The sequence below is a fragment of the Bradyrhizobium sp. B124 genome (assembly GCF_038967635.1).
In the GTDB taxonomy this organism is placed as follows: Bacteria; Pseudomonadota; Alphaproteobacteria; order Rhizobiales; family Xanthobacteraceae; genus Bradyrhizobium.
Genome location: NZ_CP152413.1, coordinates 5095391 through 5111089 on the forward strand (window position 1 = coordinate 5095391; position 15699 = coordinate 5111089).

The following is a 15699-nucleotide window of genomic DNA, read 5'->3' on the forward strand; positions in this document are numbered from 1 at the left end:
GCCCGCCCGATCCGGCGGCGCGGCCGTTGCCGCTCGTCGGAGAGAGACATGAACCAGAATGGCAATCCTAACGGCAATCCCCCTGGCATCAATCTGCGCCGCGCCGCCTGCACATTTGTGGGCCTCGGGACTCTCCTGTTTCTAGCGGCCGGCACCATGCGATGGGCCGGCGCCTGGATGTTCCTGCTCGAGATCACGATCGGCGGACTGATCACCGAGGCATGGCTCGCAAGACATGATCCGGGGCTGCTGGCGGAGCGCCGCACCGCGCGCGGCCAGGCCGGGTGGGATCGCGTCATCACGACGATCATGCCGCTGTTGTGGCTGACATGGCTGCCGCTGATGGCGCTCCACGCGGTGCGCTACCAGACATCGTTCATCCCGCTCTGGCTGCAATGCGCCGGCGCGGTGATGATCGCCGCGTCGTTCTACATCGTCTACCGGACCTACCGGGAAAACAGCTACGCCGCCCCGGTCGTGAAGATCCAGCGCGAGCGCGGACATGCTGCGGTGACGACGGGGCCGTACGCCTATGTGCGGCATCCGATCTATGCCAGCGGCCTGTTGACCTATATCGGCACGCCGTTGCTGCTCGGATCCTGGTATGGCCTTGGCATCGTGCCTGTCATGGCGGCGCTGCTCGGTTTGCGGTCCATGATGGAGGAGCGGATGCTCTCTGCCGAGCTCGACGGTTATGCCGAATATCTCGGGCGCGTGCGCTACCGCCTGGTTCCGATGGTCTGGTGAGCCGTTCCGTATGGCGGAGTTTGCCGCAAACTGGCGGCTTGCCTGATCGGCGGCAATTCCAATAAAGAAGGCTGAACGCGCGTTTCCCTGTCTTCGGCCAAAACGGCCGGACGACCCGAGGCGAAGCCGCCGCTTTGCAACGGGCAGGACATTGATGATCGAGGCAGTGATCTGGGATTTCGGCGGCGTCTTGACCACCTCGCCGTTCGAGGCCTTCGCGCGCTACGAGACCGAGCGCGGCCTGCCGGTCGACATCATCCGCCGCACCAACGCCGCCAACCATCTGGAAAACGCCTGGGCCAAGTTCGAGCGCGCCGAGATCGGCATCGACGCGTTCGACGAGCTGTTCGCGACGGAATCGAAGGCGCTCGGCGCCGAGGTGCGTGGCAAGGACGTGTTGCCGCTGCTGTCCGGCGACCTGCGCCCGGAAATGGTCGAGGCGCTGAAGCGCATCAAGGCGAAATTCAAGACCGGCTGCATCACCAACAATCTGCCGTCGAACGCAATCGGCAGCCATAGCGGACGCACGCTCTATGTTGCCGAGGTGATGTCGCTGTTCGACCACGTCATCGAGTCCGCGAAGATCGGCCTGCGCAAGCCGAACCCGCGCATCTACCAGATGATGGTGGAGACGCTGCGGGTGAACCCGAAGAACTGCGTCTATCTCGATGATCTCGGCGTCAACCTGAAGCCGGCGCGCGAGGTGGGCATGACCACGATCAAGGTCGCGAACGCCGCGCAGGCGATCTCCGAGCTCGAAGCGGCGACCGGCCTCACGCTGAGGTGAAGCGGCCTGGCGGCATATTCACTCCGCATTCAGGCGGCAGTCACTAATTCTCAGCCTCCCCTTGGGTCACGGCGCGACCATGAAATCGCATCGTGATCCCATTCCTGGTCTGAGCATGACGTTCCGGAAAAGCCGACGTTCACTTCTCCGGATCATGCCCGCGGAGGCACATCCCATGAAACACCTCGTCGTCGCCTTGGTCTCGGCTGGTTCGCCGCTGGTCTCGGTCGCAGCGTTCGCGCAATCGACTTCAACCCCCGCACCGGCGGCAGCGCCGGCGGCGGCTCCCGCGCAAGAGAATACGTCGGCGGCAGCGCCCGTCCCCGGTGCCAAGCGCGCGGCCTGCCAGAGCGCGGCGAAGGCGCTGAAGGGACAGGACCGGCATGACCAGATGCAGCTCTGCATGGCCCAGGCGCATCTCGACTGCCTGAAGCAGGCGATCGACCAGAAGATCGTCGGCCCACAGCGCAAGGATTTCGTGAAGAGCTGCGCGGGCTAGAGGCTGCCGCTCCTCCCGTATTGCGCTCGGCGGAAATAACCCCGGAACCATGCGCTAACCCCAGCCTTTAATCCTCATGCCGTTGCGGCCAAACGAGCCTTGTGCTTTGCCCGCAACGGGAGCAGAACAGGTCCGAGTTCAAGGCAAATTCGGAGCTGATCCTCGTGGCTGACACCAGGCCCACCGCCTCGATCGAGGCCGTGGAAAGCGGCCTCGCCGCGCAAGGCTATATTGCGAGCCGGCAGATCGCGACTGCGGTCTATCTGTCGCAGCAGATCGAGAAGCCGATCCTGGTTGAAGGCCCTGCCGGCGTCGGCAAGACCGAGCTTGCGAAGGCGATCGCCGCCTGGCGCGGCCTGAAGATGATCCGCCTGCAGTGCTATGAAGGCCTCGACGAAGCCAAGGCTCTGTATGAGTGGAAATATGCCAAGCAGCTGCTCTACACCCAGATCCTGAAGGACAAGCTCGGCGAGGTGCTCGGCGGCGCGCAGACGCTGGCCGCAGCGCTCGACCAGCTCCACACCTTCGGCGACGTGTTTTTCTCCAAGGAATTCGTCGAGCCGCGGCCACTGTTGCAGGCGCTGGAGCAGCCGGCCGGCTGCGTGCTGCTGATCGACGAGATCGACAAGTCGGACGCCGAATTCGAATCGCTGCTGCTGGAAATTCTCTCCGACTTCCAGGTCACGATCCCCGAGCTCGGCACCGTCTCCGCGGTGGCGCCGCCGACCGTGATCCTGACCTCCAACAGCGAACGCGATCTCGGCGATGCCTTGAAGCGGCGCTGCCTGCATCTGCATATCGGCTTCCCCGAGCAGAAGCTTGAAGAGCGCATCGTCGAGAGCCGGGTGCCCGGCATCTCGCAGACGCTGCGCAAGCAGATGGTCGGCTTCATCCACGAGATCCGCTCGCTCGACCTGAAGAAGCTGCCCTCGGTCAGCGAGGCGATCGACTGGGCCCGCGTGCTGGTTCTGCTACAAGCGAGCGAGCTCGACACCGAGATCGTCAAGGACACGCTCAACGTGCTCCTGAAATACGAGGCCGACATCGAGGCCGCGACGCCACAGATTTCGTCCTTCATCGCCAAGGCGTCGCGCCAAGGCGTGTTCAGCTAGACCAAGATGCGCGAGAACCTGCATCGCTTCTTTCGTGCGGCGCGGGGAGCCGGGGTCCGGGTCTCGCCCGCGGAAAGCATCGATGCGATGCGAGCGGTCGCCCAGGTCGGCTTTGCCGACCGCGACATCCTGCGCGACACGTTCCTGCTGACGCTTGCCAAGACCCAGGACGAGAAGCGCTCGCTCGGCGAATGCTTTGACCTGTTCTTCAGCCAGCCCGAGCCGCAGCAGGAAAGCGCCGAGCAGAACAAGACCGACGACAACAGCGAATCCGGCGCCAACCCGTCGGCCGATGAGCATGGCGATGCGGCGGGCGGCGCCGCCAACGAGAATGTCGGGCCGCTGGCGCAGATGCTGCTGTCGCAGGATCGCGCCGCGATATCGACGGCGATCGCCAATGCCTCCGGCGCCGCCTCGCTGCCCGACATCCGCTACTTCACCCAGCGCGGCATCTTCCAGACCCGCATCCTCGATGCGATGGGCATCCAGCGCCTGCGCGACGACATCGACGAGCAGACCACGCGCAATCCGGCGCTCGCCGAGCGGCTGCAGGAAGCGCTCAACGGCCTGCGCGGCACGGTTCGCGACGCGGTCTCGCAAGCCTTGCTGCTTTACGGGCGCGAAGAGACCGAAAATTTGCGCAACGAGATCCTGCGCAATGCGCCGCTGGCGCGGATCGAGCCGCGCCAGGTCGAGCAGATGCGCGCGCTGATCCGCCAGATCGCGCGCCGGCTGCGCGAGCGCTATTCCAAGCCGCGCAAGCGTCAGCGCCGCGGCCATCTCGACGTTCGCCGCACGCTGCGCCGGAACGCGGCCTGGGGCGGCGTGCCGTTCCTCACCGCGTGGAAGCGCAAGCATCGCGACCGGCCGAAGATCGTCGCGCTGTGCGACGTCTCGGGTTCGGTTGCCCGCGTGTCGGACTTCTTCCTGCTCCTGATCCACAGCCTGCACGAGGTGGTCGACGACGTCCGCTCGTTCGCCTTCTCGGGCCACCTGATCGAGGTCAGCGACATCCTGGAATCGAAATCGCCGGAAGAGGCGATGAAGGAGATCATGTCCAAGGTCGGCTTCGGCTCGTCCGACTATGGCAATTCGTTCGCCGATTTCGAGCACAATTGGATGAGCGCGATCACGCCGCAGACCACGGTGATCGTGCTCGGCGACGCCCGCAGCAACAATCTCGATCCGCGCGCCGACATCCTGCGTCGCATCGGCGAGCGCTCCAAGCGCCTGGTGTGGCTCAACCCCGAAGGCCGCATGGTCTGGGGCTTCGGCGATTCCGAGATGCCGCGCTACGCGACCTTCTGCACCGTGGTGCGCCAATGCGCGACCGCCCGGCAGCTCGAGCGCGCCGTCTCCGACATCGTGGCGACGTATCAGTAGATCGCCAGCGCTTTAGAGCGTTTTCGAGCGAAGTGGACACCGGTTCGCGTGAAGAAAAACGCGTCAAAACAGAAATCTAGAGCTTCGGTCCTGATTCAATCAGAACCGAAGCTCTAGAGGCGAAGCGAGTCGCTGTGGAATTGCCATCCGACGAACGCAACCAGCGTCAGCGCGATCGAGGCAAAGATGCTCACGAGCTTGATCGTCGTGATCGCCTTCAGGATCGAGACGGAACGTGCCGCCGCATGCGGGTCGCCGTGCAGCAACAACCAGGCCAGCAAGCAATCCTCGATCAGGTCGCTCAGCAGATACACGGCCGGCACGACCAGGCCGAGCCACGCTGCGGTCGGATAGATCTGGTTGAGCCAGTATGATGACGCCGCGCCCATCGCGCCCGCCAGCGCCAGCATGACGACGAGATCGAGCGGGAACAGAATCGGGAAGACATATTTCATCCGGAGATCGGATTGCACCAGCTCGCCGAGCTGATCGCCGGTGTAGCTCAGCGTCTTCTCTGGAAAGCGGGCCCGGAATCTATCGGCGAAAACGCGATCGGAGTAGCTGCCGACCCACCAGAACAGTCCGAACGCACTCACCACCAATCCCGCGAGAATGATCGTCACGAGAGCTTGGTGGCTCATGCCGATCCGTTCCTGTCCAGGCTGCGGAAGCTGCGGAAAGCAGCGGGCAAGATGATCGCGCGCACCGGCGAAATCCCTGAAGGGGAGAAAATATCGACGCAATATCGCAATGACTGTCGATGAGATTTCCACCTTTTCCAAAGTGTTGCAATTGAATTCTGCGGATCGCCGTGGAGTGCGCGCGCGCGACCGATGCCGGCCGCAGACTCCAGAACGACAGTCGGCGTTCATGCCGCGTACACAGAACCGCCTTCAATTGGAGATTGAATCATCCCCGTGTTCTGCCGTACATAGAGGTCGCGAATTTTCACGGCGGCCGCGGGGGCAACGGATGCCGAAGGATCTTGTGATTTGTTGCGACGGCACCGGCAACGAGATCGGCGCCAATATTTCCAACGTCCTGAAGCTGTTTCGCGTCGCCGACAAGGATGACCGGCAGCGGATCTACTATCATCCGGGTCTCGGCACGATCGGCCTGCAGAACAGCTGGGGCCGCTTCAAGCAGGAGGTGCGCGGCCTTTTCGGGCTGGCCTTCGGTGCCGGTCTCGACGAGGACACGCTTGGCGCCTACCAGTTTTTGTGCCGGCTCTGGGAGCCCGGCGACCGGGTCTGGATGTTCGGCTTCAGCCGCGGCGCCTATACCGTGCGCACGCTGGCGGCCTTCGTCCATGTGATGGGCCTCCTGCCGGTCGACCAGCTCGATATCGCGGACTACGCGTTCAACACCTACAAGAAAGCCAGCTCCGACTCCCAGAAATCGGACGGCACGTTCGACGATGCCCCGCTGAAGGAAGCCTGGCACTTCAGCCAGATCGCCGGCGGGCGCAACATCGACATCGAGTTCGTCGGAGTCTGGGACACCGTCGCCTCGATCATCGTGCCGCGGCAGGACAATTTCCTGTTCGACATCCAGACGCTGCTGTTCACCCGCACCAATTCCAGTGTCAGGCGATTCCGCCAGGCGATCTCGATCGATGAACGCAGGCGCATGTTCCGCCTCAACCGCTGGATCGAACCGCAGAAGTTCCGCTCCGATCCATTCAATCCGGCAACGGAGGTGGAGCAGGACATTCGCCAGGTCTGGTTCGCCGGCGTGCACTCCGACGTCGGCGGTGGCTATCCCGAGGACCAGAGCGGGCCGTCAAAGTTTCCGCTGATCTGGATGCTCGAGCAGGCCAGGTCCGCCGGGCTGCACATGGATCAGGCGCTGATCGATCATCTCGCCTGGGGGATGCCGCTGCCGCCGCACAAGTACGACTACGTGCCGCCGAGCGCGACGGCTCCGCTGCACAATTCGCTGACCGCCGCCTGGGAAATCCTGGAATGGATTCCGAAGAGCGACAAATGGAAGGAATGGCCGGAACGGAAGTCCTTCCTCGGCTTCTATCTGCCGCGCGGCGAGCCGCGGCCTATACCGGAGGGGGCGACCATCCACGCCTCGGTGCTGGAGCGCATGGACAAGGATCCGGCCTACCGGCCGATCAACCTGCCGAAGACCTACAAGGTCGAGCCAATGACGCCGCCACCGGCGCCGCCCGCTCCGGCGGCCTGACAACGTCAGAGTTTCCTATCCTGAGGCGCTTTTCTTTACGCGAAGCGGCATCCACTTCGCTCGAAAGCGCTTTGCGAATCGATCGGTATCCTTGATCCGCGTGCGGCTGAGCTCAGCCGACCGTATCGGCGCGCGCGATGGCCGGCTGCCATTGCCTCAATTGAGTTTATCGCAGGACGGTGTATTAACACGTTTCGTTCCGGAATCGTTCGATCCGGGAACCCGAATCGCCCTCTCAGGGATCATGACCGCCCAACCAGCCCTCGATCATGCATCCGCTTCGCCTCGCGACGCGCGGTCCGTGCTCAGTTCCGTATTCGGCCTGTCGGGCTTCCGCGGTGCGCAGGAGAAGATCGTCCGCCATGTCACCGATGGCGGCAATTGCCTGGTGCTGATGCCGACCGGCGGCGGCAAGTCGCTGTGCTACCAGCTGCCGTCGCTGCTGCGCGACGGTTGCGGCATCGTGGTGTCGCCCTTGATCGCGCTGATGCGTGACCAGGTCGCGGGCCTTTCCGAGGCCGGCGTCAACGCCGCGGTGCTGAACTCGACGCTGTCCTATCAGGAAGCCTCCGAGGTCGAGCGGCGGCTGCTCGCGGGCGATCTCGACCTGCTCTATGTTGCGCCGGAACGGCTGCTGACGCCACGCTGCCTCAATCTGCTGGGCCAGGCGCAGATCGCGCTGTTTGCGATCGACGAGGCGCATTGCGTCTCGCAATGGGGCCATGACTTCCGCCCGGAGTATATCGGCCTGTCCGCACTCGCCGAGCGCTTCCCCAAGGTGCCGCGCATCGCGCTGACGGCGACCGCGGACGCGCTGACGCGAAAGGAGATCGCCGAGCGGCTGTCACTCACCGACGCGCCGGAGTTTGTCGCAAGCTTCGACCGCCCCAACATCCGCTACGAGATCGTCGACAAGCAAAATGCGACCACGCAGCTGAAATCCTTCATCAAGGAGCGGCACGCCGGCGACGCCGGCGTGGTCTATTGCCTGTCGCGCGCCAAGGTCGAGGACGTCGCGGCGTCGCTGAGCGAGGCCGGCATTCCCGCGCTGCCCTATCACGCCGGGCTCGATGCCAGCGTGCGTGCCCGGCATCAGGATCGCTTCCTCAATGAGGACGGCATCGTGATCGTCGCCACGATCGCGTTCGGCATGGGCATCGACAAGCCCGACGTGCGCTTCGTCGCGCATCTCGATTTGCCGAAGAGCATCGAGGCCTACTACCAGGAGACCGGACGCGCCGGGCGCGACGGCAAGCCGTCGGCCGCGTGGATGGCCTATGGCCTCTCCGACATCGTGCAGCAGCGCCGCATGATCGACGAATCGACCGGCTCCGACGCCTTCAAGCGCGTCTCGATCGGCAAGCTCGACGCGCTGGTTGCGCTCGCCGAGACCGTGCATTGCCGGCGCCAGCGCCTGCTCGGCTATTTCGGCGAGACCCGCACGGACGAAAGCTGCGGCAATTGCGACAACTGCCTGACGCCGCCGCGTGTCCGCGACGGCAAGGTGCTCGCACAGAAGCTATTGTCCTGCGTCTATCGCACCGGGCAGCGGTTTGGCGCCATGCACCTGATCGACGTGCTGGTCGGGCGGCTGACCGAACGCGTCAAGCAGTTCAATCACGACCAATTGTCGGTGTTCGGCATCGGCCGCGAGCTCAACGAGAAGCAATGGCGCGCGGTGCTGCGCCAGCTGGTGGCGATGGGCCATCTGCGCGCCGATAGCGACGCCTTTGGCGCGCTGAAGCTGACCGACAGCGCCCGCGGTGTGCTGAAAGGCGAGACCGCGGTGATGCTGCGCGAGCAGCCGGAAGGCGCGCGCAATCGCGCGGTCCGCGGCAAGTCGCGCCGCGGCGAGCTCGCGCCCGCCGCCGACAGCCTCGGCGGGATCGCCAGCCCCGCGCTGCATGCGGCCCTGCGCGCCTGGCGTTCGGAGGTCGCGCGGCAGCGCGGCGTGCCGGCCTATGTGGTGCTGCACGATTCGACCATCGACGGCATCGCCGCGATGCGGCCGGATACGCTGGACGAACTGCGCAACGTCGCCGGGATCGGCGACAAGAAGCTCGAGCATTACGGCGACGAGCTGATCCGGATCGTGAAAGGGACGGAAGGCTGAACCAACCTCAAGATACCATCTTCGACGTCAACAGCTTGATAAAATTCCGCTTCGCCTTGTGGCGCGTCATGAGGTCAGCGAGGTAGGCCGAATGTTGGATGGCTCCGTCAAGCCGCCGCATCCGTTTGATCATAGCGTGAGCGTCGCTGTAGTTGCCCTGGCCACCTAGCCGAACCTTGCGTTCGACCAGCTGAGCATAGGCCTTCAACGCCTCGGCAGGAAGATCCGTTTCGCTCGCCCTGGCGAGTTCTTCCATCAGAATTTCGCGGCATCCGTGCTTGTCGGCAGCCGCCCACGCGTCTGCCAGCAGACCCTCCGCCATGAGCACTCGAACCAGAACCTCGGCTGCTCCGAACACACTCCATTCCGATTGCGAACCAGACTTCCCCGCTCGGACGCTCAGCGCGGCGATGGCCTTGTCGCGGACGAGGATCTGGGCGTTGCAATCGCCGGCGTCGGATTTCAATCGCAGGTACAGCTCGACGCTGGGTTCCCGACTGAACAGCTTCCAGAGCCGTTCGTTGGCGTCTTCATTTCGGCCGCTGCGCTGAAGCAGACCACAGGTAAAGAGAACCAGACGCTGGTCGGGCTCATCCTCGAATTTCCACAACCCCTCTTCAGCCCATTTCAGCGCTTCCTGTTCCCGTCCGTTGTCGAGACAGAGCTGAGCAATACCGAGATAGTCATACGCAGTCGACAGATCACTCGCCCGAATGGCGATGCCCGCATCGACATCACCGTCTCGTTCAGCAAAGCGCTCCATCATAGCCCGAAGCGCATATTCTCCGCCGGTCCGGATCTCGGTTCGCCTCCCTCGCCTGGATCTTATCTTTTGCCACGCTTCGGTCGCCAGCCTGCGATACTCGGCTAGCCCCGCCGTACCCAAGACATCAGCATGGGTCTCGCTCGCGCCAAAGAAGAAGTCCCAGTCGGAATTGACTTCGCGGGCAAACAGCACGCGCGCCAATTCGATGGAATCAGGCTTTGCCTGCTCGCAGGCGGCAAGATGAATTTCGCAGGCCCGCGCGTAGCAAGCTCCCCCGCCGCCATCGGAATCATCGACCTTGGTCAGCGCCTCGTCCATTCGTCCGAAGAAATGATCGAGCAGTTCGAGGACCAGCAACGCTCTCCCGCCTCCGAGCAGAACCGAAATGCGATCAAGTGCGCCATCAATGTGACGCACCCAGTCGCGCATGTCGCGATATTCGATGTAGCCGCGGACGCGGGTCGCGTCAGTGATGGCTCTCTTGAGTTGTGCGCTCAGCGTGGCATCGTCGGCCGAGTCGAGCGCGGCCGACAGCTCCAGCTCCTCAAGCAATTTGGGAGCGCGCTCAGCGAGTCCAATAATCATTTCGACAAGACGATCGATGCCCTTCGCGCGCAGATGATCACGGATCTTGCCAAGCCGGTTCGAGGCCTGTCCCAGTTCGTCCGGCTCCAGATTGTTGACGGTCAAGGCTACCGCGGTCAGATGCTTGCAGAAGCCCCGATCGGCGAAGGCCTGACAAGTGCAAGCGCCGGAAAAGATCTCGCCTTGGCCGGTCAGCTCACAGCGATAGATTTCAGTACCTGCTACCCGCGCAACCACGCGGGCCTCGTCGATCGTGATGATCTCCACCCGCCGATCCGCCTGATAAGCGCTGCCGCGAGCAAAGGTCTTGTCACCAGCGACCTCGCGCAACGCCGCGAGATCGAATCGGTCGGTCCGTAGCATAGCCTCAATATCGGAGGCGGATCGCTTTCGGGCTTGCGCCATATGGACGGCCCATTGCTCTCGAGAGGTTCGATAGCCCGGACTATATCCGACTGCGCCGACCCCGACGAGATTCGAGGGTCTCAAGATCACAGGGATTGACGACAGTCCCCTGTTCCGTCATCTGCCGCTCTTGCTGTTCGCGGCCTCGCGCGCAAGGTTCAGCGCCTCGCCTGAAGCAGCGCCCGGATACCGCAGCCCTCCGCCCAGCGGCATAGGAGCCATACCCGGCGCGGCAACCCATGTGCTTGCGGGCCGCGTCGCCCTCGCCCTAATCTTTTGCCCAACGCGTCCACCGAGGCGCGGACAAGTCATAACGACAAGAGATAGGGAAGAGACGGGCCATGGCTCAGGAGAGCACCGCGCGCAAAGCTGCGCGCCCTGCCGAAAGTGGAACGTTCGACGCCGTCGTGATCGGTGCAGGGTTCGCCGGCATGTACATGCTGCATCGGCTGCGCGGGCTCGGCTTCACCGCGCGGGTCTATGAGGCCGGCGGCGGCGTCGGCGGCACCTGGTACTGGAATCGCTATCCCGGCGCGCGCTGCGACGTCGAGAGCCTGCAATACTCCTTCTCGTTCTCCGAGGAACTCGATCAGGACTGGAGCTGGTCGGAGAAATATTCTCCGCAGCCCGAAATTCTCGCCTACGCCAACCACGTCGCCGACCGCTTCGACCTGCGCAGCCAGATCGTGTTCGACACCCGCGTCACCGCGGCGACGTTCGACGAGAAGGCAGGCAGCTGGTTGATCGAAACCGATCGCGGCGACAAGGTCACCGCCAAATTCTGCATCATGGCGGTGGGCTGCCTGTCGGCGCCGAACCGACCCGCTTTCCCTGGGATGGCGGATTTCCGCGGACCAATCTATCACACCGGCGAATGGCCGCATGAGGGTGTCGACTTCACCGGCCTGCGCGTCGGCGTCATCGGAACCGGATCGTCCGCGATCCAGTCGATCCCGATCATCGCGCAGCAGGCGTCCGAGCTCACTGTGTTCCAGCGTACCGCGACCTGGTCGGTGCCGGCATGGAACGAGCGCCTGTCGGCGGAGTATCTGAAGGAAGCCAAGGCGCATTATCCGGAGCTGCGCGCGAAAGCACGTGCGCGCCCGACCGGCTTCTACTTTCAGTTCAACGCCCAGCCCGCCTTGCAGGCAAGCGAGCACGAACGCGAGCGGCTGTATGAGGAAGCCTGGCAGCGCGGCGGCCTGCCCTTCCTCGGCGCGTTCGGCGACCTCCTGTTCGAGAAGGCCGCCAACGACACCATCGCCGATTTCGCGCGCGAGAAGATCCGCGGCATCGTCAAGGATCCCGCCACTGCCGAGCTGCTGTGCCCTCGAAACGTGTTCGGCTGCAAGCGGCTCTGTGTCGATACCAACTATTTCGAGACCTACAATCTGCCGCACGTGAAGCTGGTCGACGTGTCGAAGACACCGATCGAGCGCTTTACCACCGAGGGCATCGTGGTCGACGGCACCGAATACAAGTTCGATGCGATCGTCTCCGCCACCGGCTTTGCCGCCATGACGGGCTCGTTCGACAAGATCGCGATCACCGGCCGCGGCGGGCAGACGCTCGCCGAAAAATGGCAGGCCGGCCCGCGCGCCTATCTTGGCCTCGCCTCGGAGGGATTTCCGAACCTGTTCATGATCACCGGGCCCGGCAGCCCGTCGGTGCTCGCGAGCATGATCCAGGCGATCGAGCAGCATGTCGACTGGCTGGCGGACTGCATCAGCCACATGCGCGACATCGGCGCAGGCACGATCGAGGCGGTCCGCGACGATGAGGACGCCTGGGTCGCCCATGTCAACGACGTCTCCACGGTATCGCTGCGCTCGACCTGCAGCTCCTGGTATGTCGGCGCCAACATCCCGGGCCGTCCCCGCGTGTTCATGCCCTATATCGGCGGCTTCCCGATCTATGTGCAGAAATGCAATGAGGTGATGAATTCGGGCTATGACGGCTTCGTGCTGCAGGGTGCGCCCAAGGCCAACACGCCGCCGCAGATCCGCTTCACCGAGCGCTGGCAGGTGCCGCTCGACATCGAGGTGATCTCGCCGGCCGCGGTCGCCGCCAAGCGCGTCCCCATGGTCTGAGCTTCCGCGGTATCCCCGCCGGGATTGCGCATGATAGTGTCGCGCCGGGTTCGCGTTTCGCATCGCGGGCCGCACGGGGGACGATGGCCGACACGGCATTGCAGGGATTGGTCGAGCGGATCGGCGCGGATCACGTCGTGCGCCGACTTGGAATCGAGGCCGCGCATGAGAAGCAACTGTTCGGCCAAGGCACACTCGTGTTCAACGTCGAGAACTGGAAGCTGGCGCCATGGGTCGTCGAAACTGCGCTCAAGCTGGCCGGCCTCCATGGCCGCGCGCGGCGCAACGCCGACCGGGTCGAGGTAAGGCGCAACCTGGTGACGTCGACGCGCCTGCCGGCGGCGTTCGACGGCTTCACCATCCTTCATCTCAGCGATCTCCACGCCGACATCAGCCAGGGAGCGATGCGGCATCTGGCTGACATCGTCCGCTATGTCGCTTGCGACATCTGCGTCCTCACCGGCGATTATCGCGGCAAGACGTTTGGCCCGTTCGAAACCAGTCTCGCGCTGATGAAGGATCTCTGCGCACTGATCAAGCTGCCGCTCTACGGCATCCTCGGCAACCACGACAGCATCCGCATGACGCCGGCGCTGGAAGCGATGGGCATCAGGATGCTGTTCAACGAGCAGGAGCCGATCACGCGCGATGGCGCGACGATCCATCTCGCCGGCATCGACGATGCGCATTTCTATCGCACCGACGACATTGCAAAATCTGCCGCGGCGATCCCGCGCGATGCGTTCTCGATCCTGCTCGCGCATACGCCGGAATCCTATCGCGAGGCGGCAGCGGCCGGCTTCGACCTGATGCTGAGCGGCCATACCCATGGCGGCCAGCTCTGCCTGCCCGGCGGCATCGCGATCAAGCTGGAGGCGCGGCTGCCGCGCCGGATGGGCAGAGGCGCCTGGCGGTTCGGTGAACTTGCCGGCTACACATCGGCCGGCGCCGGCACCAGCCTTGCGCCGGTGCGGCTGAACTGCCCGGCCGAGATCACGGTGCATACGCTGCGCCGGCTCGGCTGATACCCGCCCGTACGTCGCAGGCGCGCACGGCCAAAATATCGAAAACAACCCCATGCAAAGTAGCCGGCGGCTGCCCGGACTTTCGCAGGGAATGACGTGTGGCCGATCGCCATATGCGATCGCCCTGCCGTAAGGATGGGGAGAGGGAGTAGCAGAGGTCTCAATTGCCCTTCTTCGCGCTCGCGCTCTGCTCGTTCACCGTGCAGGTGATCAACAGGGTGTAGCCGCGCGCATCCTTGGCGATATCGGACGTCTCCTTCTTGGTCCCGTCGCGCCATTCGGCGGTCCGGTACATCACCGCGCTGTTGTCAAGGAAGTCGCGCAGCGCGCCGGTCTTGATGGCGAAGTTGATGTTTTCCGGGATCGATCCCGTAGCCCGCGCCATCCTGACCGCGTCGAGCTTCGCGGCCACCACGCCGACCACGGCGCCGCCGAGATCGAACAGCGGCCCGCCGCTGTTGCCGGGCTGTACCGCGGCGCTGATCTGCAGATGACGCGTGTCGTTGAGGATGCCGCTCAGCGAAGAAACGATGCCCGTGGTCACGGTGAAATCGGATGTCAGCAGGCCATGATAGGGGTAGCCGATCGCCACGACTCCGTCGCCAACCCGAATCGAGTTCTGCCGGATGCTCGCGACATCCTTGAACGGGGACGGCGCCTGCAGCAGCGCGAGATCGTTGGTCTCGTCGTCGGACACTAACCGCAATTTGACAACCGCCGCACCGCTCAGATTGCCCGTGATCTCGCTGCAACCATCGACGACATGATGGTTGGTGACGACGTGACCGCTATCGCTGACGACGAAGCCGGTGCCGGTGCCTGATCTCGCCTGCTTCGCGGGCGGCGCGTTGGGTGCAGCAGCCTGTTGCGGCGGCGCGGCCGCAGGCTTTGTCGCGACCGCGAACTCGCCGGCGTTGGAGACGCCGTTCTTCTTCACCGAGACCACGCAGTTGAGCAGCGCCGGCAACAGCTGCGCGGTCTGATTGAGGTTGAACTGAAACAATTGCCCCTGCGCGAACGCCGTCATCTGGCGCGCCTTGCGGAACTGGTTGATCAGCGCCGAATTCACCGGCATCTCGACATTCACGAGCTTCTCGCCGAGCGGCATGCCGTAGACATTGAACGCAGGCTGGCCGTCGAAGGTCAGCGCAAGCGGAAAGGCTTCGCCCGGCGTCAAACGCCAACTGTCATGAGCCAAGCCCAGCCGCCAGCTGCCATTCGCGGCAACCGCCACCATGAAGAAGATGCCGCTCTGGTAGGTGCTCCCCGCCGAGCAATGCGTGAACGCACCGCTCTTGTCGTCGGTGAAGGCGCCGCCCTTCCAATTGCCGACCGTGATCGAGCCGTAGGGACCGCGGGCGCTCGATGGAGTTGCGGACGCAAACAGCCACGCGGCCACGACGGCCGCCCAGATCGCAACTCTCATGACATGCACTCCCCAGCCACAACCCCTTATAGGAGGCGGAGAAATTCATCCGCAAGTGGTGCGCGGCTTGGCCTTTGGTCCAGCGGCCACGCAATACCGCCGCGGATGAGGCGATCGCCACACCCTCAGGTTACAGATGACACGTTCCTATTTTGTTCCTGAAATGTCAACCCGGACATAGTCCAGCCGCCGCGCCAGGCGGACGCTATTGCGGCTCCCGAACCGAAGACTGCGCCGGCGGATTTGGATCGCTGAACCAGCAGCGGGATGCCAGCCCATGAACGCCGACACCGATCAGGAAAATGCCGGCATAGAGTTCGACCGCGTGGTTCAGCGCCAGCAGGCGGGCGCGCAACACGGCGCCGTGGCCCGGGTAAGCCCAAAACCAATGCCCCACCGCGGCGATGGCTCGGCCGGCTGCATTCATCATCCTCACGCGAAGGTCTCCCGACTCGCCCGGCACGACGAAAATACCGGGCGAAGCTGACGCGGACCTGACGCAGGACGGACGGGACCTGTAGCCCGGATGAAGCGAAGCGAAATCCGGGGCCTCGGTTGTCCCGGATTG

General features: G+C 64.0%; 13 protein-coding genes. 10 read left to right on the top strand and 3 right to left on the bottom strand.

Going from position 1 to position 15699, the window contains the following annotated elements; translation table 11 throughout:
* Positions 1-48 precede the first annotated feature (48 nt).
* From AAFG13_RS24295 to AAFG13_RS24315, 5 genes are all read left to right on the top strand, one after another.
* Positions 49-747 carry an isoprenylcysteine carboxylmethyltransferase family protein gene (locus AAFG13_RS24295; RefSeq protein WP_342708458.1) on the top strand — a complete coding sequence of 233 codons (699 nt, stop codon included), beginning with the start codon at positions 49-51 and terminating at the stop codon, positions 745-747.
* Positions 748-898: 151 nt separating this feature from the next.
* Entirely contained in the window at positions 899-1534 is a 636-nt protein-coding gene (locus AAFG13_RS24300; protein ID WP_342708459.1) for an HAD-IA family hydrolase, read from the top strand.
* Between the two features lie 175 nt (positions 1535-1709).
* Positions 1710-2033: a hypothetical protein gene (locus AAFG13_RS24305; RefSeq protein WP_342708460.1), complete on the top strand. Its 324-nt coding sequence runs from the start codon at positions 1710-1712 to the stop codon at positions 2031-2033.
* 164 nt (positions 2034-2197) lie between these two features.
* Positions 2198-3145 (top strand): MoxR family ATPase, encoded by a 948-nt coding sequence (locus AAFG13_RS24310; protein ID WP_173639425.1) that lies wholly within the window; start codon positions 2198-2200, stop codon positions 3143-3145.
* Between the two features lie 6 nt (positions 3146-3151).
* Complete coding sequence (locus AAFG13_RS24315; protein ID WP_212316748.1) at positions 3152-4528, top strand: VWA domain-containing protein; 1377 nt, start codon at positions 3152-3154, stop codon at positions 4526-4528.
* Between the two features lie 113 nt (positions 4529-4641).
* Here AAFG13_RS24315 and AAFG13_RS24320 read toward each other — a convergent pair whose 3' ends face one another.
* Positions 4642-5169, bottom strand: coding sequence for a hypothetical protein (locus AAFG13_RS24320; protein WP_342708462.1), 528 nt, complete (start codon positions 5167-5169; stop codon positions 4642-4644).
* Positions 5170-5500: 331 nt separating this feature from the next.
* Here AAFG13_RS24320 and AAFG13_RS24325 point away from each other — a divergent pair, with 331 nt between their 5' ends.
* Together AAFG13_RS24325 and recQ are read left to right on the top strand one after the other, a co-directional pair.
* The gene (locus AAFG13_RS24325; protein ID WP_342708463.1) at positions 5501-6721 is read left to right on the top strand and encodes a DUF2235 domain-containing protein; all 1221 of its coding nucleotides are present in this window, start codon (positions 5501-5503) and stop codon (positions 6719-6721) included.
* A 244-nt stretch (positions 6722-6965) separates the two neighbouring features.
* Positions 6966-8834: a DNA helicase RecQ gene (gene recQ / locus AAFG13_RS24330; protein ID WP_342708464.1), complete on the top strand. Its 1869-nt coding sequence runs from the start codon at positions 6966-6968 to the stop codon at positions 8832-8834.
* Positions 8835-8841: 7 nt separating this feature from the next.
* Here recQ and AAFG13_RS24335 read toward each other — a convergent pair whose 3' ends face one another.
* Positions 8842-10548, bottom strand: coding sequence for a DUF6880 family protein (locus AAFG13_RS24335; RefSeq protein WP_342708466.1), 1707 nt, complete (start codon positions 10546-10548; stop codon positions 8842-8844).
* Positions 10549-10931: 383 nt separating this feature from the next.
* Between AAFG13_RS24335 and AAFG13_RS24340 the strand changes: the two genes are divergently transcribed.
* Together AAFG13_RS24340 and AAFG13_RS24345 are read left to right on the top strand one after the other, a co-directional pair.
* Positions 10932-12680, top strand: coding sequence for an NAD(P)/FAD-dependent oxidoreductase (locus tag AAFG13_RS24340; protein ID WP_342708467.1), 1749 nt, complete (start codon positions 10932-10934; stop codon positions 12678-12680).
* Positions 12681-12763: 83 nt separating this feature from the next.
* Positions 12764-13705 (top strand): metallophosphoesterase, encoded by a 942-nt coding sequence (locus AAFG13_RS24345; RefSeq protein ID WP_342708468.1) that lies wholly within the window; start codon positions 12764-12766, stop codon positions 13703-13705.
* A gap of 160 nt (positions 13706-13865) precedes the next feature.
* Here the strand turns inward: AAFG13_RS24345 and AAFG13_RS24350 are convergent, their stop codons facing one another.
* Complete coding sequence (locus AAFG13_RS24350) at positions 13866-15131, bottom strand: trypsin-like peptidase domain-containing protein (RefSeq protein ID WP_342708469.1); 1266 nt, start codon at positions 15129-15131, stop codon at positions 13866-13868.
* Between the two features lie 277 nt (positions 15132-15408).
* Here AAFG13_RS24350 and AAFG13_RS24355 point away from each other — a divergent pair, with 277 nt between their 5' ends.
* Complete coding sequence (locus AAFG13_RS24355) at positions 15409-15618, top strand: hypothetical protein (RefSeq protein WP_342708470.1); 210 nt, start codon at positions 15409-15411, stop codon at positions 15616-15618.
* Positions 15619-15699: the final 81 nt, after the last annotated feature.